The organism is Tautonia plasticadhaerens, from assembly GCF_007752535.1.
Lineage (GTDB): Bacteria > Planctomycetota > Planctomycetia > Isosphaerales > Isosphaeraceae > Tautonia > Tautonia plasticadhaerens.
This window is the reverse complement of the sequence record NZ_CP036426.1, coordinates 4937162-4956772: the sequence shown is the minus strand read 5'-3', so window position 1 is coordinate 4956772 and position 19611 is coordinate 4937162. Positions and strand designations below refer to the sequence as shown.

The window sequence follows — 19611 nt, the reverse complement described above, 5'->3', positions numbered from 1 at the left end:
CGGCGGATGCCGGTGAAGTGATCGGTGCGCGTCGCGTCGCCGGGCGACATCTTCGGACGGCCCCCGATCCCGGTCAAGCGGCCGTCGGCGCGTCGACGTGGGGGACCACGACGACCCGCAAGGCACCCCCGACGAGGATCCGAGGGCTGACGACCGGGGGCTCGACACTCACCGGATCGATCACGTCACCGGCCGCGGGACGTTCAAGCCGACTCCCGAACCTGGCGGGTCCCGCTCGTACTGCCCGGCACCCGCCCCGAGTCCGCCGGCGACGGGCACGCCCCCGACGGCCGCGACGGACCGGGCCCCCGGTCCGGTGCGATCGACGACCCGGACCCCCGGGGCGGCAGGACTCGTTTCCCCAGCATTTGACCGAGATCCTGGCCGGATCATGGGTTCGGCAACGGCGGTTGACTCCCCTCGCCGCTCCGACTAGAGTTACACGGTGGGCTTCGACGTGCCTGAGGCCACGCTTCCCGTCCGCGCACGTCGCTCACGCATCGTGGGCGCAATGGACTGCGACCATCCGAGCCGCACTCGACCCGATCCGTCCTCCCCGCGAGACGGCCCGATGCAGGAATACCCGCCCAGACCGCCGAGGCCCGAGGACTCGCCTTCGGCGACCGGGAGCTGGCCCCCGATGGCCGATCGGCCCGCGGGGGACGGCTCGGATCCGGTCCTCGACGAGTCTCCCACCGTGCTGCGCGGGGCGGGCACCTCGAAATCGGGCCCCGGTTCGGAGTCGGGATCGGGGCAGGGTTCGCCCTCCGGGTCCGGCAGCCGGAGGGGCATCGGGTCGGCCTCCGGGAACGGGGGTGGGGGCCGGGGGCCGATGGAGGCCGGGCTGCCGGGCAACGGCGACCGGCTGGACTCGTTCGAGATCCAGCAAGCCATCGGCGTCGGCGGCATGGGGGCGGTCTTCCGGGCCCTCGACGTGCGGCTGGACCGCTTCATCGCGCTGAAGGTCCTGCCGCCGGGCCAGGCGTTCGAGGCCGAGAACGTCCGCCGCTTCTACCAGGAGGGCCGGGCCGCCGCCCGGCTCGACCACGAGAACATCGCCCGGGTCTACACGATCGGCCAGGACAAGGGCCTGCACTACATCGCCTTCGAGTACATCGACGGCACCACCATCCGCCAGCGGGTCGAGCGGTACGGGCCGCTGCCGGTGGCCGAGGCGATCAACTTCACCCTGCAGATCGCCGGGGCCCTGGTGCACGCCTCGGAGCGGGGCGTGGTCCACCGCGACATCAAGCCGTCGAACATCATCGTCACCGCGCACGGCCGGGCGAAGCTGGTGGACATGGGCCTGGCCCGTCGCTTCGAGCGCGAGGGGGCCGACGACGGACTGACCCAGAGCAACATGACCCTGGGCACCTTCGACTACATCAGCCCCGAGCAGGCCCGGGACCCCCGCTCCGTCGACGTCCGCAGCGACCTCTACTCCCTCGGCTGTACCATCTACCACATGCTCACCGGCCAGCCGCCCTTCCCCGGCGGTACGGTGCTGCAGAAGCTCCTCAGCCACCGAGAGGAGCCCGCGCCCGACGTCCGGGGGCTCAACCCCGCCGTCCCGGCCGACCTGGCGGCGATCGTCCTGAAGCTGATGGCCAAGGACCCCGACCGGCGCTACCAGAGCCCCGAGCAACTCGTCCGGGACCTGCTCACCCTGGCCGGGGCGCTCGGCCTGCGGTCGATCAGCCCCGAGGGCCTGGTCTGGATGAGCGCCGCCCCCCGGGCCCCCGGCTGGGAGCGCCACCTGTTCTGGGGCCTGCCGGCCGCGGCCCTGGGCATGATCGTCGCGACCCTGGTCTGGATGGGGAGGGACCCCGATGGGGATCCGCTGCTGGGGCTGACCCCCGATCCCGCCGAGTTCAACCCCCCCGCCGTGCCCCGCCCGGCCGACGCCCGGCCGGACGTCGGCGCGTCCGGGGCCGATCGCGGGGCGATCGCCGCGCCGACGACGACCGGGACGGGGCCCGACCTCGCCTCGGCCACCTCCTCCCGATCGGCCGCCGAGCCGTCGACGCCGAACCTGCCGGCCCGGGTGCGTCGGGTCCGGTCGGACGAGGACCTCCGCAAGGTCCTGCGGTCCGAACCCCCCGGCTCAACGATCGAGCTGGCCGACAACGGCCCCTACCGGCTGTCGACCGCGCCGGGCCCCGGGCCGATTCGGGCCGACCTGACGATCCGGGCCGCCGACGACACCCGACCGGTCCTCCAGCCCGACTCCCCGGACGAGTTCGCGCTCGACCCCGGCCCGCTGCTGCACTTCGAGGGCGGCCGGGTGACGATCGAGGGGCTGACGTTCGACCTCGGCGAGGCCGGCTCCTCCGCCGGCCCCGCCGTCCGGGCCGAGGGGACGGCCCTCACGCTCAGCCGCTGCGAGGTGAGGGGGGCGGGCCGACCGGCCGCGATCGAGCTGATCGCGCCCGTGCCCCCGATCGGGCCGGGCGCCTCGTCGCGATCCCCCGCGATGGCCGTCGAGGCCGGGCGGATGCCGGTCCGTCTGGAGACCTGCACGCTGGGAGGGGGGCGCGTCGGCGTCTCGGCCCGGGGGCCGGTGACGCTGGGCCTCGGCGACTGCTCGATCGCCTGCCGGGGCCCGGCCATCTGGTTCAACAATGGGGCGGGCCCCTCGGGCTCGACGATCCCCGACTTCGGCTTCGAGGTGATGCCGACGCCCGCCTCCTCGTCCGGGCCCCCGGTCCGGGCCCGCCTGGAGATGGAGCACGTCAGCCTCGTCGCCGGGGCCGAGCCGGTCTTCCGGTTCGACGGCACGGCGATCCAGGTCGTGGCCTCCGACCTGCTCGTCGCCCCCCCCCGGGCCCTCGACTCCGGCTCCGGCCGGACGACCCTGGTGGCCATCGACGACCCCGACCGGCTCCACTGGATGGGCTTCGGCAACCTCTACGCGCGGATCGGCGTCTACCTCCAGCCCTCGGACCCCTCCTCCGACCACCCGCGGATCTTCGAATTCGACGCCTGGGCCGGGGGCTCCTCGATCGGCGAGGTCCGCTCGGAGGACTCGACCCAGCACGTCTGGGTCGAGGACGACCCCGGCGCCGCCCTCGCCCGGGACCTGCCCGTCTCCCTGGCCTTCCGGCCGGCATCGGCCGCCCTCCCCCCCGGCGACGGGGCCGGCAACGGCCCGGCCCCCTCGGTCGTCGGCGCCCGTCGGGGGCCGGCCGGCCCGATCGAGCCGGTCGAGCCCACCGTGGCCTCGGACGCCCGGCAGCCCGACCCGGCCCGCCTGACCGGCTTCGATCCCGACCCGATGGACCTCGGCCCGATGACGCTGGCCCCCGGCGTCGGGGAGCCGTCCGGCGTCGGCGCGTTCGCCGCCCCGCCGACCTCCCCGGGCCCCCGACGCCTCGAGCCGGTCGAGGGGGAAGCCCCCCCCGCGTTCCGCTCGTTCGCCTCAACCGACTCGTCCCGACCCGGGGCCGACGGCGGCCGACGCCAGGCCGCCCCCCCGATGCTGCCGACGGCCGAGGCGATGCCAACCGGCCTCCCGGACGCGGCCGGATCAGACGCCGACGCCCCCATCCGGACGGCAGCCGGGCTCGTCGACCGCCTGGGAAGGCTTGGCCCCAAGGGCGGCGTGCTCCTGCTGGCCGCCGGCGCCAGGATCGACCTGCCTCCCCAGGCGGTCCCCGGCTCCGGCATCGTCGAGATCCTCGCCGAGCCCGGCCCCACCCGGCCGCTGCTCCGCTTCCTCGCCGACCCGGTCGCCCCCGCCGGCACGGGAGGCTGGTCGACGATGCTCAGGGTGGAGCGGGGCGGCGAGCTTCGGCTGAGGGGCGTCGACCTCCTGGTCGGGTCGGACGAGGCCCCGCCCCCCGGCCCCTGGGCCGCCTTCGGGCTTGCCCCGGAGGCCACGCTCGACCTGACCGGCTGCTCAGTGACCGTCGACGGCCCCGTCCCCTCCGCCGCCGTCCGACTGCTCGCCGAGGAGCCGGGCGAGGCCGGCTCGCCTCCGGAACCGTTCCGCGCGGGGGGTGGGGTCGCCGGGGTCCGGGTCATCGACAGCCTGATCCGCTGCTCGGACGACGTGGTCGAGGTCGCCTCGGGGGCCCGGGGTGAGGTCGAGCTTTCCAACTCCGTCGTCTCCTGCGGCGGCAGCCTCCTGGTCGGCCACGGCAGGGCCTCGGCGGCGGGGGGGCGGCTCGCGGCCTCCTCGGCCCCGGAGCCGAGGCTGGTGCTGGAGCTCCGCCGCGTGACGGTCGTCTCCCGAGGGGGGATCGTCCGCCTCGACAGCGCCCCGGACCAGCCCGAGCTGCCCCTGGCCGTGGTCTCGGCCCGGGAGTCGGTCCTGACCACCGGCCCCGACGGCGGCGCCCTGTTCCTGGTCGACGGCCAGGGCGAGCTCGGCACCCTGGGCGACCGCATCCGGGTCGTCGAGAGCCGAGAGGTCGCCTATCACCTGGTCGACGAGTACCGCCGCGACCAGACCGCCCGACTGGACATCCTGCCCCAGGTGCTCGACCGGGACGAGTGGCGGCTGTTCGTCGGCCGCAGCGAGGTCGACGCCCGCCACGGCGACGCCGGATTCCTCGACGACGACGGCCCGTCGACCTCCCCCCCGTCCCTCGACCCCGACGACCTCCGCCTCGACCCCGACGGGCTCGCCTCCGACCTCGGCCCCGACCTCGACCGGATCCCCCGCCCCCCCGGCCCTGAGACCCTCGCCGAGGGCCCCACCATACGGCCCGGCGTCCAGGTGCTCGACCGGATCCGGCGGTACTTCCCCGGCCTGCCCTGAGCCCAACAGGGCAAGGCGTCCGGATGTCGTCCGGGCCGGCCGATCGGTCCCCGTCGGCGGTCGGTTGATCGCCGACCGGTCCGCCCGCTCGCCGATGGGCGACCGCGAGAGGGTCGGGCCGTTGAGCGAATGTCCCGGCCGGAGTAGCATCTGAGCCATTCGGCTTCGGTCGCGACACCTTGCCCGAAGGGGACCCGGATGGATGGCATGAAGAAGCTCGTGAAGCGGGCCTTGCAACGCCCGGCGGACGCGCTCATCTACGAATCCGGGGTGCTCCCGGGCCGCTTGAGGGAGGTGGCCGGGCCGCTACTGATCGAGGAACCTGCGGTCGCCGCGAAGTTCCTCCCCTATGAGGGAGGCCGGGGCAATTACATCATCGAGGCGCCGGCCGAGCGGCAGGTGGGCGAACGCGACGGCCTCCCCGTCCCGCCCCCCGGCCTCTGGGAGGGGTACGGTCAGACCCCCGAACAGTACCTCGGGGGGGGGCGACCCAGGTCCGGATCATGAGGGATCTGGTCGCGCAATCGGGATCTCCGATCGTGCCGGGGCAGCGGATCCTGGACTTCGGCTGCGCCTCCGGCAGGATGATCCGCTACTTCGAGGACGTCGCGGGCCGGTGCGAAATCTGGGGGGTCGACATCAATGCCGAGCACATCACCTGGTGCCAGCAGCACCTGAGTCCGCCGTTCAACTTCGCCACCACGACCACGTTCCCCCACCTCCCCTTCGAGGACCGCTCCTTCGACCTCATCTACTGCGGCTCGGTCTTCACCCACATCGCGGACCTCGCGGATTTCTGGCTGCTAAAGCTGAAGCGGATCGCCCGAGAGAATGCTCGGTTATACATAATAATCCATGACAACCATTCAATGGAGCTCCTCCTGTCGGGGGCGGCCGGGCCGGCCTGGCTCTCGGACATGCTCCGGGAGTTCGTCGAGCGATCGGGGGTGAGCGACGGGACGTTCACCATGTTCACGATCAACCGGGGGCCCAATTCCGCCCAGGTGTTCTACGACATCGACTACATCCGCCGGCACTGGGGACGGCACTTCCGCATCCATTCCATCACTCAGGAAGCTTACGGGAAGCAGACGGCCGTCCTCCTCGGGCGATAGGAGGGGTCCGGCCGATCGCCCCCCGCCGCGTTTCGGGGCGGGGGGGAGATCGGCCGGGCCGGCGTCAGAAGAACGTCACGATCGTGTCCTGGATCAGGACGAAGGCCATCAGCCCCAGCAGGAAGAACAGGCCGAGGTAGGTGGGCAATGCCTGCCACGACTCGGGCAGGGGGCGGCCCCGGACGGCCTCGCCGATGAGGAAGACCATCCGGCCGCCGTCGAGCGGCGGGATGGGCAGGAAGTTGACCACGGCGAGGTTGATGCTGATGAACCCGAGGAACCAGAGGAACTCCACGAAGTTCACCCCCGCGAAGTCGTAGAAGGCCTTGGCGATCCGGATCGGCCCGGAGAGGCCCTTGGTGCCGACCTGGCCCTCGACCAGCCGCTGCAGCAGCGTGTAGAAGGAGCCGATCACCTCCAGGGTCTCGGTGCCGGCCCGATTCAGGGCGTCGGCCACCGCCATCGGCGGGATCGGCACCACGTCGAGCTGGAGCCGGACCCCGCGATCGGGGTAGTACCAGTCGGCGGCGACCTCGGGCGAGATGGCCACGGGCGCCTCCCGGCCCTCGACCCTCAGCTCGATCGACTCGGCCCGGAAGTTCTGGGCGAAGTCGAAGGCGTAGACCCACGAGGCGGCCTCGCCGAAGGTCAAATCCTCGACCCTGGCTTCCTCCTCCCCCTCATCCTTCGGCCAGGAAAAGCGGAGGCCGGCGATCGAGTCCCCGGGCTTCAGCCCGGCCTCGGCGGCGGGAGAGCCCTCCCGCACGGCGACCACCTCGGGCTCGACCCGCATCGCCAGGCCGATCGCGTCCACGTTCAGGGGGGAGTCGGGCGAGATCGCCCGGCTCCAGGACTCCCCCTCGACCGGGGTGACCGTCAGGCTGACCTCCTCGCCCTCCCGGACGACGGTGAGCATGAGCGTCGAGCCGACCCGGTCGGCGGCCTGCTCGGGCAGCCGCATCGGGTCGTAGTCGGGGTTGCCGTCGACGGCGACGATCAGGTCTCCCACCTCCAGCCCGGCCTCGGCTGCCGGCGACCCCTCCCGGAGGGCGACCACCGGGCCGGGGTTCAGCCGGAACCCGAAGTCGACGAAGTGGCTCGGGGGCACCGTGATCCGGGCCCGTTCGATGACGTTCGCCCCGCCCGCCTCGGGCGACCCGTCGTTCTCCTCGGCGTTCGACCCCGTTTCGGGGGGATCTCGGGAGACGACGAACGTCAGCGGGGCGTCCCGGTACTCGTCGAGCAGCCGATCCAGCGCGACGGGGGAGTCGATCGGGGTCGGCTCCTCGCCGGCGGGTCCGACCCGGATGATGTGGTCGCCCGCCTCGAACTCGCCCTCTGGCTCGCCGTCCATGCCGGGTGGGCGCGTAAAGGGGTCGGACTCGATCAGCTCCAGCGACCGGGGCAGGGCGACCCGGATCTTCGGGACCTGCTCGATCGGGTCCCGCTCGGGGCGGACGGGCACGTCGAAGGGCTCGGCCACCCCGGGCCGGTCGACGGTGAAGGTGAGCACCTGCTCGGGGCCGCTGTGGACGACGATCCGATTTAGGTCCTCGAACGTGACGTTCTCCTCGCCGTCGATGGCGAGCACCACGTCCCCCGCCTGGAGCCCAGCCCGGTAGGCGGGGCCCCCGGCCGCCACCCCGCCGAGGATGGCCGGGGCCTCCAACCGCCCCCCCGCCATGTAGACGACCGCGAAGCAGAGCACCCCGAGGATGATGTTCATCACCACCCCGGCCGAGATGATCGCCATCCTCGCCCAGACCGACTTGTTGAAGAAGGCGCCGGGGTGGTTCGCCAGCGAGGGCTCCACGTCGGCCCGGGGCTGCCCCTCGGCGTCGGTGACGCCGGGGGACCCGGGGGCGGGCTCGGTCTGGCCCTCGTCCTCGCCGAGCATGTGCACGTAGCCGCCCAGCGGGACAGAGCCGAGGACGTATTCCGTCTCCCGGTGCTTGAACAGCCGGACCAGCCGCGGCGGGAAGCCGATGGAGAAGGTCTTGACGTAGACCCCGTTCCACTTGGCCAGCAGGAAGTGGCCCAGCTCGTGCCAGAAGATCACGAACGAGATGCCCAGGACCGCCTTGATGATGGTCCAGACGGTGATCAAGGTACCCAACGCGCGACCTCCTGGCGGGCCCTCGCGTCGACCGCTCCCAGGGTCGACAGCGAGGGCCTCGGATCATATTCGTGATGGTCCAGCGCCGCCCGGCAGGCGCGGGGGATGTCGAGGAAGGCGATCTCCCGGTCCAGGAACCGCTTCACGGCCGCCTCGTTCGCGGCGTTCAGCGCAGCCCCGGCGGTGCCCCCCCGCCTCATGACCTCGAAGCCCAGCTCCAGGCAGGGGAACGTCTCCCGATCGGGCGGCTCGAAGTGCAGGTCCCAGCCCCGGGACAGGTCCAGCCGGGGGCTCGGGCAGTCGACCCGGTCGGGATAGGTCAACGCATACTGGATCGGCAGCCTCATGTCCGGCGGCGAGAGCTGGGCGATCACGCTGCCGTCGACGAACTCGACCATCGAGTGGACGACGCTCTCGGGGTGCACCACCACCTCGATCTGCTCGGGGCCCAGGTCGAACAGCCATCGGGCCTCGATGACCTCGAGCGCCTTGTTCATCAGGGTGGCCGAGTCGATCGTGATCTTCGGCCCCATCTGCCAGGTCGGGTGCCTCAGCGCCTGCTCCGGCGTGACTCCCTCCAGCTCCCGACGGGTCTTGCCCCGGAAGGGGCCCCCGGAGGAGGTGAGGATGACCCGACGGACCTCCCTCGGCTCCCCCGATCGGAGGCATTGGAAGATCGCCGAATGCTCGCTGTCGACCGGCAGCAGCGGGGCGTTCCGCTCCCGGGCCAGCGCGGTGATCAGCGGGCCGCCGACCACCAGGGTCTCCTTGTTGGCCAGGGCGACGGCCTTGCCGGCCTCCAACGCCGCCCAGGTGCTCTCCAGGCCGGCGGCGCCGACGATCGCCGAGACGACCTTGTCCACCTCCGGCTCCTGCACCATCCGCACCAGGCCGTCCCGGCCCGAGAGCAGTTCGGTGCCGGTGCCCCGCAGCTGGCCGTCGACGAGCGAGGCGGAGTCGGGGTCGGTCAGGGCGACCCACCTCGGCCGGTGCGTCCGGGCCTGGTCGATCAGCTCCCGCCAGCTCGACCGGGCCGCCAGGCCGACGGCGCGGAGCCTCCGCCCGCAGTCGTGCTCCAGCACGCTCAGGGCGCTCCGGCCGATCGAGCCGGTCGAGCCCAGGATCACGACGTTCTGAAGATCGGCCATCGGCGCCCTTGCTGCCCCGGATCGGGTCGCGTCCGGGGCGTCCGGCCCCCGGTCGCGTCGCTCCCCAAGCCCTTGCCTCGACGCGACCAACGCCTCGGCCCCATTCGACCGATTGTAGGAGATCCGCCCCCGGGCCGACAAGCCGACGTGGCCGGCGCCCGGTCGCCGATTCCCCTCCGCGTTGAACTTCGGTAAAACAAGTGTCGAGGGCCGACCCGGAGCGTCCCGGATTCCCGCCACCCGACCGCCCCAGCCCGATGAGCGACGAGGCCCGACATGTCCCGAGCGTCCTTGCACCCGAAGACCCCGACGGGCCTCCCCCGCCATCCGGTCGTCTCCCGGAGGTTCGCGTTGCAGGCGGGGGCACTGGGGGTGCTCGGGCTCGGCTCGGGGCACCTCCGGGCCCTCAGGGCGGCCGACGAGGTCGACCCGGCCTCGGAGGGGGGGGGGCGGACGGCGAAGTCGGTCATCTTCATCTTCCTCTCCGGGGGCCTCGGCCAGCTCGACAGCTTCGACATGAAGCCCGACGCCCCGGAGGAGGTCCGCGGCGAGTTCCGCCCCATCGCCACCAACGTCCCCGGCCTCGAAATCTGCGAGCACCTGCCCATGCTCGCGCAGCGGGCCGACCGCTGGTCGCTGGTCCGGTCGCTGACGCACCCCTGGAACGAGCACTCCCAGGGGCACATGGTCATGCTCTCGGGCCGGACCCAGCTGCCCCCCGGCTTCGACGCCACCCGCCCCAAGCCGACCGACTGGCCCGCCATCGCTGCCGTGGCCGGCGCCCTGGTCGGCCCGAGGGGGAACCTGCCCCCGGCCGTCGTCCTGCCCGAACGCCTGGTCCACAACACCGGCCGGGTCATCCCCGGCCAGTTCGCCGGGATCATGGGGCCGAGGCGGGACCCCTGGTTCATCGAGGCCTCCCCCTTCGACAACACCTATTACGGCGCCTACCCCGAGTACGGCTTCGACCACCAGGATCGCGGCCGCCCCGAGCCCGAGAAGGCCTTCCGGGCCCCCAGCCTCGACCTGCCCGAGGGGCTCGACGGCGGGCGGCTCCGGGACCGCCTCGCCCTGCTCGAACTCGTCGACGCGAAGCGGCGTTCCCTCGACGCCTCCGCCGGACTCGGCCCCTTCGACGCGCACCGGCAATCGGCCGTTTCCATGCTCACCGACCCCAGCGTCCGCAGCTCCCTCGACGTGTCGGACGCGCCCCGCGCCGACCTCGAACGCTACGGCGACAACCTCTTCGGCTGGTCCCTCCTCATGGCGAAGCGGCTGGTGTCCGCAGACGTCGACCTCGTCCAGGTGAACCTCGGCAACAACGAGACGTGGGACACCCACGGCAACGCCTTCCCCCACCTCAAGGACAAGCTCTACCCGCCGACCGACCGCGCCGTCTCGGCGCTGCTCGACGACCTCCAGTCCGAGGGGCTGCTCGACTCCACCCTCGTCGTCATGGCCGGGGAGTTCGGCCGGACGCCGAAGATCTCCCACCTCGCCTCGCATTACGAGCACCCGGGGCGCGATCACTGGGGGAGGGCGCAGTCGGTCTTCCTCGCCGGCGGGGGGATCCGGGGAGGCCGAGTGATCGGCGCCACCGACCGGGTCGGCGGGGAGCCCGTGTCCGACCCCCAGCGCCCCGAGAACCTCGCGGCGACGATCTACCGGGCCCTCGGCCTGCCCGCCACCGCCGCCTGGCACGACGAGCAGGGCCGCCCCCACTTCATCTACCACGGCGACCCGATCCCCGGCCTCTCCTGACTCGAACCCGATCGACCCGCCCGGCCCGGCAGCCGGGGCCGATCGCCGGGAACGCGGCCCCGGTGTCACCACCCGATCAGCCTCGGGGACCCGGACGAGGCCTCGGCCTCGTCGACGGCGTGCATCCTCACGCCCCGGGACGGCCGGCCACCCCCGACCGCGACGTCGAGGGATCGGTCGGACCACGGAGGGATCGAGGCGTACCAGCCCCCTTGGCCCGGCACGAGGCCGACGGCGGAAGGCCGTCGGCTCGTCGGGGCGAAGGGGGCCGGGATGCGTCGGTCCGGCGACGGTCGCTCGTCAGGAGTCGACCCGGGCGGCGGACTTCGCCGGCTTCCGACGAGGGGTGTCCAGCGCCCCCCACGCCGAGCCGGCGGCGGCGAGGGTCGCCACCGGGAGGTGGGCCAGCAATCGCGTGGCCCAGGTGGCCGAGAGCGGCTTGGTCGTCTCGTCGAGCGGGAACGCCACGACCCCGACGATCTGGTAGGCGATCAGCCCCAGGGCACCGCCCAGCAGCCCGCCCAGGAGCGTGCGGCCGACGAGGCCCTTCCCCCCGAGCCCGAGCCCGAAGGCCGCCCCCCCCGCCGCCCCGACGAGGGCGGCAACCCCGCCCTGGGTCGCGATGGCCAGCAGCAGGTCGTCGCGATCCGGGTGGTAGATCCGGAAATAGATGGGCATGAGGATCTGGGCGCCGATCGCCCCGGCAACGGCCCCCAGGACCGCCCCGGAGGCGCCGGCGACCGCGGCCGACCGACCGAAGCCCCGGAGCGAGGCCCCCGCCAGGCCGAGGGCCAGGCCGAGGGCCGCCCCCATCGTCCCGGAGACGAGGGTCACTTCCAGCGTCTTGCCCGAGGTCCGGGCGCGGGCATTCGCCTGCGACTCTTCGGCCGAGGGGAACCCGGTCGTGTTGAGCAGCGGCGGCTGGAATCGGCCGTAGGTCGCCTCCCCGATCAGCCAGGAGCAAACGCCGGCGAGCAGGCCGGCGACGATCGCCGAGGCCCAGACCCGGGCCGGTCGCCAGGGCGGGCGGGGGGGAGTCCCGGCATCGGCCGGGTCCCCCCGGGGGGGGATGGGGTCCCCCGCCGGGGTGCCCCCCGGCGCGTGTCCGGCATTCAATGGTTCCATGTTCGAGCCCTCGAAGTCGGTCCCCCGGCGCCGAGATCTCGGCGCCGGGGGAGGGGGCACGGGTGCCGTCGAGGACGCCCGGGGATCAGTACTGGTCGGCGCTCACGACCTCGCCCTTGGCCCGGGTCCCCAGGGCCCACCAGACCTCCATGGCGATGGTGCTCTTGAGGAACCGGACGCTCCCGTCGGTCAGCGCCACGTTCACGCCGCCGGGGTGGTTGCTCGTCGCGCTGTAGTACCCGCTGTGCAGGGCCCCGCAGCCCCCGCAATCCAGCCGGCAGGAGTTCCAGGGATACTGGTTCGAGTTCGGCGGGACGAGCGTCTGGAAGAGGGACTCCCCGAGGTTGCTCAGGCCCCATCGGTAGCCCCGTTGCCCGCGGTTGATCTCCGTGGTGGACATGAAGTAGCCATTGCAGGCCTCCCAGTCCTGGAGCAGCGCGGCGCGCTGCTGGGTCGCGTCCAGCAGGTAGTAGGCGGCGCCGGGGCTGGCGCCGGAGGGGGCGGGGGCGTCCCGCCACTTCTCCTGACGGGGAGAGCCCGGGGTCGTCGACACGAGGGCCTCGGAGAAGGCGACCGTGTTGGAGGTGCCGTCCCGGACGCTATGGATGCCGTAAGTCCGGGAGCGGGCGAAGATCCCGGTCGACTCGGCGTTCGAGGTCACGGTGGCGGTCGTGCCCACGGAGCCGAAGTAGTTGTTGGTATTATCCTGGCCGGTCAGCCCGTCGGACGGGCAGACGAAGGCGTTGACACGCGTCAGGTACGGCGTCTGGTTCTCCAGGTTCCCGCGGCCCTGCCAGCAGTTCCAGTCGAAGTTGATCGCGTCGTAGAGCGGCTTCTGCTCCAGGTACGGCAGCAGCAGCGAGAGGGACCCCCAGGTCCCCCAGTTGGTCTGCACGCCGAGGTCAGAATAGGCCGTGGTGATGGCCATCGGGAAGGAACCGACGGCCTGGTGGTAGTTGTGCAGCGCGAGGCCGATTTGCTTCAGATTATTCGTGCACTGGGCGCGGCGGGCCGCCTCTCGGGCGGCCTGGACCGCCGGCAGCAGCAGCGCGATCAGCACGCCGATGATGGCGATGACCACGAGCAATTCGATCAGGGTGAAGCCGCGACGGGTCGTTCGCGTCATGGTGGAAGCCCTTCGGGGAGTCAGGGGAGGACGAATCGAACATCGATCGAGGACGGTGAGCGGTCGACCCCGGGGAGGTCCCGGGTCGGGTCATCACGGGGATGGACTCGGGCCCCCGATGGCGGGGACCGGCGCCCGAATCCCGGGGAGGCGATCGGCGATCACTGGGCCGACTTCCCGGCCCCCTTCGTGTAGTAGCTCTCCATCGAATCCGTGAGTTGCTTCTCCTGCTCCTTGTCGACCTGGACGGTGGTCCCCTCCTCGGCCCCTCCGCAGCCGAACCCGGCCGTGAACGAACCGAGGACGGCCAGCATGATCACCCCTCGCACGCGCGGAATTGCCATCGATTCCCTCCTGTCCCCGGTCGCCGACCCCTCGACTCCGGCCGATGGAATCCCGCACCGGCCGTCCCGGTCGGGACGGTGCGGCCGCCACCGGGGGACGGCCAGCACGTCGATAAATTCATGGATGCGAGGATCATGAAATGCGCCAATGAACCCATTTTCCAGGCGCATCAGGCGTGGGCGCACCGCGCCCGTCCGCCCCGTCCCCCCGGAAAGGGAGCATTGACGCATGATTTCAGCCTGATCGGCCGGTTCAAAATCCCCATCACGAATTCTGCCGTGAAGGTTCCACGGGGACAAGGGGGAACTTTCGGAACAAATGTTCGACCGACCCGGGAGACGGTCGCCGGGACGGAGCCCCGGACGCCCGTCGAGCCCCGCCCCCGGGCCGGTCCCGGCGACACCGGGCAACGGCCAAGGGGGGCCCGGCCGAGACCCGGTGGCCGGCCGACGGTTCGCCGACGACTCGGCCGGATCGACGCCTGGCCTGCGGTCGGCCCCGGGACCCGACGGCCCCCATTGAGACGGCCGGGGGCCCCCGGGCCGGTCCGTCAATCGCCGATGGCGTGGGCGGCGGCCGGCCGGGGGGCATGGCAGGGGGGGCCGGTCGGATCGGGGACGTGATCGGCCCCCGCCTCGGGGTCCGGGAGGGCGACATCGGCCAGGCGACGGCGGGCGATCGCGGTCAGCAGCGCGGTGGGGGAGAGCACCAGCGCGAATCCGAGCAACGTGAGCGGGGTCAACACCCGTCCCCAGATCCAGACGTCGGCGATCATCCCGAAGGCGACCTGGGAGAGCCCGATCACCGCCACCCTCGTCGGCACGCCGAGGGCATAGGCCCGGGTCAGGCACATCTGGCCGATCGTCCCCGAGAGGGCCACGCCCAGCAGCAGGCCGAGGGTCGTCGGGTCCGTCTCCACCACCGGGGCACCGGCGCCGATCGACCGGATCGCCAGCCAGAGGCCGGCCATCAGGCTCCCGACCCCGGCGAAGTGGGCGACCACGGCCCGGGTGTCGACGTGCCTGAGCCGGTGCAGCCCCATCAGGGCCGCGGCAGTCGTGGCCGAGCTGGACACGGCCACCGCCGCCGCGAGGCCGGCCCCGTCCAGGTGCGGGCGCTGGATCAGGGCCACGCCGATCAGCCCGCTGGCCATCCCCCCCAGCTCCAGGCCCGAGGGGATCCGGCGCAGCCAGGCCGCCGAGATTATCACGATCCAGAGCGGGTACATGCTCGTCAAGGTCAGGGCGTCGGCCACCGGCAGGACGCTGATCGCGTAGAAGTTGCAGACCAGGCTCACGCTGCCCGCCACGCTCCGGATCCAGAGCGTCGGCGGCCGGAAGACCACCAGGCGGACCCCGGCCGAGCGCGCCAGCACCACCGCGGAGCCGAGCATGAACAGCGCCCGCACCAGCGCCACCACGAGCCAGTCGCACCGCGACCCCAGCGCGTGCGTGAAGCTCCCCATCGTCGCGAACGAGACGGCGCCGACGAGCATCCAGAGAGCCGATCGGAGGGCTTGGGAGTCCATAGGGTCGGGGTCGGGGTGGGGCAGGGGGGATGGATGGGGAGGAGGCGGGGAGCCGACGAGGCGGACAGAAGGCGGGCGGGAGGAGAGGTCGAGGGCCAATCATAACGTCCGGGGACGGGCCCTGTCGCGGTCGATCCCGGGACGGCGTCCGGGCCGGGGCCGGCCGGACGAGCCGGCGGGGCCGGCGGGGCCGGCTCAGGCCCGATCCGGCCCGATCCGCTCGCGGAGGGCCATCCGCACGTCGGGCCGGGAGCGGCCGAGGCGGGCGACGGTGTCCAGCAACCGGGCGCGGTCGATCGGCTTGGCCAGGTAGTCGTCGCAGCCGGAGCGGAGGTAGCGGTCGCGGTCGCCCTGCATGGCGTTGGCGGTCAGCGCGACGATCGGTGAGCGGCACCCCAGGGCCCGGAGCCTCGCCGCGGCGTCGAGGCCGCCGAGGTTCGGCATGAGCATATCCATCAGGATCAGGTGGTAGCCCCGCCCCTCGCCCTCCAGCCGGGAGGCGGCCTCGACGGCCTCGACGCCGTCGCCGACCACGTCCAGCTCGACCCCCGCATCGGCCAGGATCCGGCCGATGAGCCGCTGATTGCTCACCGTGTCTTCGGCCAGCAGGACCCGGAGCCCCGGCGGCACCTCCGCCGGCCCGGCATCCTCGGACTCGGCATCGAGGGCCTCGGACGCGACGGCCAGGGACTCGGGCTCGATCAGCGGGACGCCCTCAAGGGGGCCGGGGTCGACGGTGGCGGTGAAGGTCGAGCCCGAGCCCGGCGTGCTCCGCACCTCGATCCGACCCCCGAGCAGCTCCACCAGCCTCCGGCAGATCGTCAGGCCCAGCCCGGTGCTGCCCCTCGGGTCGTCGTCCCGGCCGAGCCTCCCGTAGGGGGTGTAGAGCCGGGCGACCTCCTCCTCCGCCATCCCCACGCCCGTGTCGGCCACCTCGAACTCCAGCAGGGCGGCGACGCCGGGGCCGGCCTCGGTGCCCCGCCGGAGCCGGGCCGTCAGCCGGACCTCCCCCTCGGCGGTGTACTTCAGGGCGTTGCCGACGAGGTTCACGAGCACCTGCTTCAGGCGGACCGGGTCGGACTCGATCCGGACCGGCACCGGCCCGTCGAAGCCGAGCTTCAGCGCCAGCCCCTTGCGGCGGGCGAGCACCCCCATCAGCGACTCGACCTCGGCCACCAGCCGGGGCAGCTCCACCGATCGGCGGTCGACCTCCAGCCGGCCGGCCTCGATCCGGGAGAGGTCCAGGATGTCGTTGACCAGCTCCAGCAGGTGCTCGCCGTTCTCCCGGATCGTCCGGACGGCGTCGAGCCGGGCGGGGTCGTCGCCGGGCCGGGTGTCCCGCAGCAGCTCGTCGGCGTAGCCCAGGATCGCCGTCATCGGCGTGCGGATCTCGTGGCTCATGTTCGCCAGGAACGCGCTCTTGGCCTGGTTGGCCTGGTCGGCCTCGCTCGACAGCTCGGCGAGCCTCCCGTTGGCCGACTCCAGCGCCGAGGCGTATGCCTGCAGCTGCTCCTGGGCCTTCTTGCGCTCGGCGACCTCCGCCGTCAGCTGGTCGTTCAGCCGCATCACGCCCGGCAGCTCCATCGCCCTCGGGACGATCGGGATCAGGGCCGCCACCGTCAGCCAAGAGACGGCCGCCGTCACCAGCTTCATCAGCCCCAGCAGCCGGTACGCCGGCCAGTAGAAGATCCCGGCGTCGACCAGGTGGGTCATACCGCAGGAGAGGATGAACGCCCCGAACAGGTAGAAGACCCCGTGGAAGGGCAAGTCGCGACGCTTGCTCACGAAATAGAGCAGCACGCAGGGGATCGCCAGGTACGCCCCCCAGATCGCCACGTCGGCGCCGATGTGCAGCCAGCCCAGGCCGGCCGACCAGCCGGTCCCGCAGTGCCACCGGGCCGGGAAGCCGCCCGTGTCGAAGAGCGATCGGAAGAAATCGATCATCGAAGTGGTCGCAACCGACGGGTGGAGGGAGGCTATCGCGGGGCCGGATCGCGGCCCGGGCGCCGATCGGGGGAGACGACGCCCTCGGGTCATCGGGGCAGAGCCTTCGTGGATCGCCCTGCCCCGGATCCCGACCTGAAGGATCGGTGGGGTCATGACCCGAACCGCACAAGTCTACGACGCGGTCGGGGTCATGGATAGGGGAACTCCGCCGGATTCGGCACCGCCCCGATCCCGGGTCAGGCGCCGGCCGATTTCCCGGCCGACCAGTACTCCTCCAGGTGCCTGCGGGAGAGTTCGTGCATCGCCCCCATCGACGCCCGGATCGCCTCCAGGCTGGAGCCGACGAACCGCTCGACCACCGCGGCGGCCACCTCGAAGGCGACCACCGCCTCCACGATCACGCTGGCCGCGGGCACGGCGCAGACGTCCGACCGCTCGTAGCTGGCCGGGGACTCCCCCTTGGTCGCCATGTTCACCGAGGGCCCCCGGGCCGCCAGGGTGCTGATCGGCTTCTTGGCCGCCCGGACCACGATCGGCTCGCCGTTGCTCGTCCCCCCCTCGATCCCCCCGGCGTTGTTGGTCGGCCTCCGGAAGCCGAACCGGCGGTCGGACGGGTCGTGCCCTGCCTCGAACCGGATCGGGTCCATCACCCCCGACCCCGGCCTCCTCGCCGCCTCGAACCCGAGGCCGACCTCCACCCCCTTGATCGCCTGGATGCTCATCACCGCCAGGGCGAGCCGGGCGTCGAGCTTGCGGTCCCACTGGGCGTGGCTGCCCAGGCCGATCGGGCAGCCGGTGACGACCGCCTCCAGCACGCCGCCGAGCGTGTCCCCCGCCTCCCTCGCGGCGTCGATCGCGGCGACAATGCCCGGGTCGGCCCCTGGGTTGCACGTATAGACCGGGCTGGCGTCCCGGATCTGCGGGTCCAGCGCCAGCGGGGGCGCCTCGATCCCCCCCAGCTCCCGGACGTAGCCGAAGACCCCGATCCCCAGGTCCCTCAGAAGCAGCTTCGCCAGGCCGCCGACGGCCACCCTCAGGGCCGTCTCCCGGGCGCTGGCGCGTTCCAGGACCTGCCGGATCCCCGTCTGGTAGGCGATCGCCCCGGCCAGGTCGACGTGCCCCCCCCGGGGGGCGGTGGGTTCCCTCAGGCGTTCGAGCTTGGCGTCGTTGTTGAGCAGCCTCAGGGTGATCGGCCCGCCGGTGGTGACGCCGTGGTACGTCCCCGAGTCGACGATCACCCGGTCCGTCTCCAGGGTCTGCCGCTTGCCCCGGCCGTAGCCGCCCTGGCGACGCTTCAGCTCGACGTTGATGAACTCGGCGTCGAGCGAGACGCCCGAGGGGAAGCCTTCGACGATGGCCGTCAGGGCCGGGCCGTGCGACTCTCCGGCCGTCAGGTAGCGGAGCATGGGGGCGAGGTCTCGCGGTTCGAGGCGGTCGATCGGTCGTCGGTCGGGGGCGGGCCGGGCTTCCCGGCGAGCGCGTCATTATATCCCGGGCCGGGGCGCCGACGCATCGCCGGTCGCCGCAGGACCCCGGGCCGGATCCGGCCCGGGGGCGACGGCCCCGGGGCCGACCCGGATCGGTCGGGATCGTCGTGCCGTTGAACGGAGGGGGCCCGTCCTCCACGGGCGACCCAACCGCCCCCCCGTGCCCGAGTCCTCCGGCGGGCCCGCACCCGGCCGGCGATCAGCCTTGCCCCCGGGGGTCGGCGGGGTCTGCCGACCCCCTCGCCGCGCCGCCCCGGCTCACTTCCAGGGGAACGGCCGCTCGGTCAGCGACTCGTACGCCTGGATGTACTTCTCCCTCGTCTTCTGGACGACCTCGTCGGGCAGGGCGGGGGGCGTCCCTCGCTTGTCCCAGTCGGTCGACTCGAGCCAGTCCCGGACGAACTGCTTGTCGATCGACGCGGGCACCACGCCCGGCTTGTACGAATCGACCGGCCAGTACCGGGAGCTGTCCGGCGTCAGCGCCTCGTCGATCAGCAGCAGCTCGCCGGTCTGCTCGTCGTGGCCGAACTCGAACTTGGTGTCCGCCAGGATCAGGTCCTTGGTGAAGGCGTGCCCGGCGGCCTCCCGGTAGAGCCGGACGCTCAGGTCCCGCAACCGGCCGGCCAGTTCGGGGCCGAGCTCGCCGGCCAGCTCCTCGAAGGTGACGTTCTCGTCGTGCTCCCCCTCCTCGGCCTTGGTGGCGGGTGTGAACATGGGGGGGTCGAGCCGGGCCCCCTCCACCAGGCTCGTCGGCAGCCGCTCGGCGCACACCGTCCCCTTGGTGCGGTACTCCTTCCAGGCGCTGCCGAACAGGTAGCCCCGGACGACGCACTCGAAGGGGATCACCTTCGCCTTCCTCACCACCATGACCCGGCCTTCGAGCCGGGACCGATCCGCGTCGGTCAGGTCGAGCCCGGCGGAGTCCGGGTCGGTCGAGATCAGGTGATTGGGCACGTCGAGCCGCCCGAACCAGAAGGCCGAGAGCCCGGTCAGCACTCGGCCCTTGTCGGGGATGCCGGTGGGGAGGACGTGGTCGAAGGCGCTGATCCGGTCGGTGGCCACGATCAGCAGGCGATCTCCCAGGTCGTACACGTCCCGGACCTTGCCCGACTTCTTCGGCAGGCCCTCAAGGTTGCTCTCCAGCATCACCG

General features: G+C 72.6%; 13 protein-coding genes. 4 read left to right on the top strand and 9 right to left on the bottom strand.

What is annotated here, in order from left to right:
• Nucleotides 1–832 precede the first annotated feature (832 nt).
• From ElP_RS19820 to ElP_RS19810, 3 genes are all read left to right on the top strand, one after another.
• Entirely contained in the window at nucleotides 833–4762 is a 3930-nt protein-coding gene (locus ElP_RS19820) for a serine/threonine-protein kinase (RefSeq protein ID WP_197446188.1), read from the top strand.
• Between the two features lie 207 nt (nucleotides 4763–4969).
• Entirely contained in the window at nucleotides 4970–5269 is a 300-nt protein-coding gene (locus ElP_RS19815; protein ID WP_145272223.1) for a hypothetical protein, read from the top strand.
• Between the two features lie 32 nt (nucleotides 5270–5301).
• Nucleotides 5302–5877 (top strand): class I SAM-dependent methyltransferase, encoded by a 576-nt coding sequence (locus ElP_RS19810; protein ID WP_197446187.1) that lies wholly within the window; start codon nucleotides 5302–5304, stop codon nucleotides 5875–5877.
• A 64-nt stretch (nucleotides 5878–5941) separates the two neighbouring features.
• Here the strand turns inward: ElP_RS19810 and ElP_RS19805 are convergent, their stop codons facing one another.
• Nucleotides 5942–7993: a site-2 protease family protein gene (locus ElP_RS19805; protein ID WP_145272219.1), complete on the bottom strand. Its 2052-nt coding sequence runs from the start codon at nucleotides 7991–7993 to the stop codon at nucleotides 5942–5944.
• Nucleotides 7981–9141 (bottom strand): 1-deoxy-D-xylulose-5-phosphate reductoisomerase, encoded by a 1161-nt coding sequence (locus tag ElP_RS19800; RefSeq protein ID WP_197446186.1) that lies wholly within the window; start codon nucleotides 9139–9141, stop codon nucleotides 7981–7983. Before ElP_RS19800 ends, ElP_RS19805 begins: the two co-directional genes overlap by 13 nt.
• A 276-nt stretch (nucleotides 9142–9417) precedes the next feature.
• Between ElP_RS19800 and ElP_RS19795 the strand changes: the two genes are divergently transcribed.
• Entirely contained in the window at nucleotides 9418–10902 is a 1485-nt protein-coding gene (locus ElP_RS19795; RefSeq protein ID WP_145272215.1) for a DUF1501 domain-containing protein, read from the top strand.
• A 300-nt stretch (nucleotides 10903–11202) separates the two neighbouring features.
• Here the strand turns inward: ElP_RS19795 and ElP_RS19790 are convergent, their stop codons facing one another.
• The 7 genes from ElP_RS19790 to ElP_RS19760 all read right to left on the bottom strand — a co-directional run bounded on the left by ElP_RS19790 (nucleotide 11203) and on the right by ElP_RS19760 (nucleotide 19606).
• The gene (locus ElP_RS19790) at nucleotides 11203–12027 is read right to left on the bottom strand and encodes a hypothetical protein (RefSeq protein ID WP_145272213.1); all 825 of its coding nucleotides are present in this window, start codon (nucleotides 12025–12027) and stop codon (nucleotides 11203–11205) included.
• Between the two features lie 85 nt (nucleotides 12028–12112).
• A complete protein-coding gene (locus ElP_RS19785) occupies nucleotides 12113–13153 on the bottom strand; it encodes a DUF1559 domain-containing protein (RefSeq protein ID WP_145272211.1) in 1041 nt (346 codons plus the stop codon).
• Nucleotides 13154–13314: 161 nt separating this feature from the next.
• Entirely contained in the window at nucleotides 13315–13497 is a 183-nt protein-coding gene (locus ElP_RS19780; protein WP_145272209.1) for a hypothetical protein, read from the bottom strand.
• A 551-nt stretch (nucleotides 13498–14048) separates the two neighbouring features.
• Nucleotides 14049–15026: a DMT family transporter gene (locus ElP_RS19775; protein WP_145272207.1), complete on the bottom strand. Its 978-nt coding sequence runs from the start codon at nucleotides 15024–15026 to the stop codon at nucleotides 14049–14051.
• Between the two features lie 195 nt (nucleotides 15027–15221).
• Nucleotides 15222–16970 carry an ATP-binding protein gene (locus ElP_RS19770; protein ID WP_197446185.1) on the bottom strand — a complete coding sequence of 583 codons (1749 nt, stop codon included), beginning with the start codon at nucleotides 16968–16970 and terminating at the stop codon, nucleotides 15222–15224.
• A gap of 239 nt (nucleotides 16971–17209) precedes the next feature.
• Nucleotides 17210–18379, bottom strand: coding sequence for a chorismate synthase (gene aroC, locus ElP_RS19765; protein ID WP_145272203.1), 1170 nt, complete (start codon nucleotides 18377–18379; stop codon nucleotides 17210–17212).
• Between the two features lie 339 nt (nucleotides 18380–18718).
• Entirely contained in the window at nucleotides 18719–19606 is an 888-nt protein-coding gene (locus tag ElP_RS19760; RefSeq protein ID WP_145278573.1) for a phosphoribosylaminoimidazolesuccinocarboxamide synthase, read from the bottom strand.
• Nucleotides 19607–19611 lie beyond the last annotated feature (5 nt).

Bases quoted from the DNA above. Each gene is read 5' to 3' on its own strand.
- ElP_RS19815 (WP_145272223.1), top strand. From the start codon at position 4,970: ATGAAGAAGCTCGTGAAGCGGGCCTTGCAACGCCCGGCGGACGCGCTC.
- ElP_RS19800 (WP_197446186.1), bottom strand. From the start codon at position 9,141: ATGGCCGATCTTCAGAACGTCGTGATCCTGGGCTCGACCGGCTCGATC.
- ElP_RS19775 (WP_145272207.1), bottom strand. From the start codon at position 15,026: ATGGACTCCCAAGCCCTCCGATCGGCTCTCTGGATGCTCGTCGGCGCC.
- ElP_RS19820 (WP_197446188.1), top strand. From the start codon at position 833: ATGGAGGCCGGGCTGCCGGGCAACGGCGACCGGCTGGACTCGTTCGAG.
- ElP_RS19780 (WP_145272209.1), bottom strand. From the start codon at position 13,497: ATGGCAATTCCGCGCGTGCGAGGGGTGATCATGCTGGCCGTCCTCGGT.
- ElP_RS19785 (WP_145272211.1), bottom strand. From the start codon at position 13,153: ATGACGCGAACGACCCGTCGCGGCTTCACCCTGATCGAATTGCTCGTG.
- aroC (WP_145272203.1), bottom strand. From the start codon at position 18,379: ATGCTCCGCTACCTGACGGCCGGAGAGTCGCACGGCCCGGCCCTGACG.
- ElP_RS19770 (WP_197446185.1), bottom strand. From the start codon at position 16,970: ATGATCGATTTCTTCCGATCGCTCTTCGACACGGGCGGCTTCCCGGCC.
- ElP_RS19795 (WP_145272215.1), top strand. From the start codon at position 9,418: ATGTCCCGAGCGTCCTTGCACCCGAAGACCCCGACGGGCCTCCCCCGC.
- ElP_RS19790 (WP_145272213.1), bottom strand. From the start codon at position 12,027: ATGGAACCATTGAATGCCGGACACGCGCCGGGGGGCACCCCGGCGGGG.
- ElP_RS19760 (WP_145278573.1), bottom strand. From the start codon at position 19,606: ATGCTGGAGAGCAACCTTGAGGGCCTGCCGAAGAAGTCGGGCAAGGTC.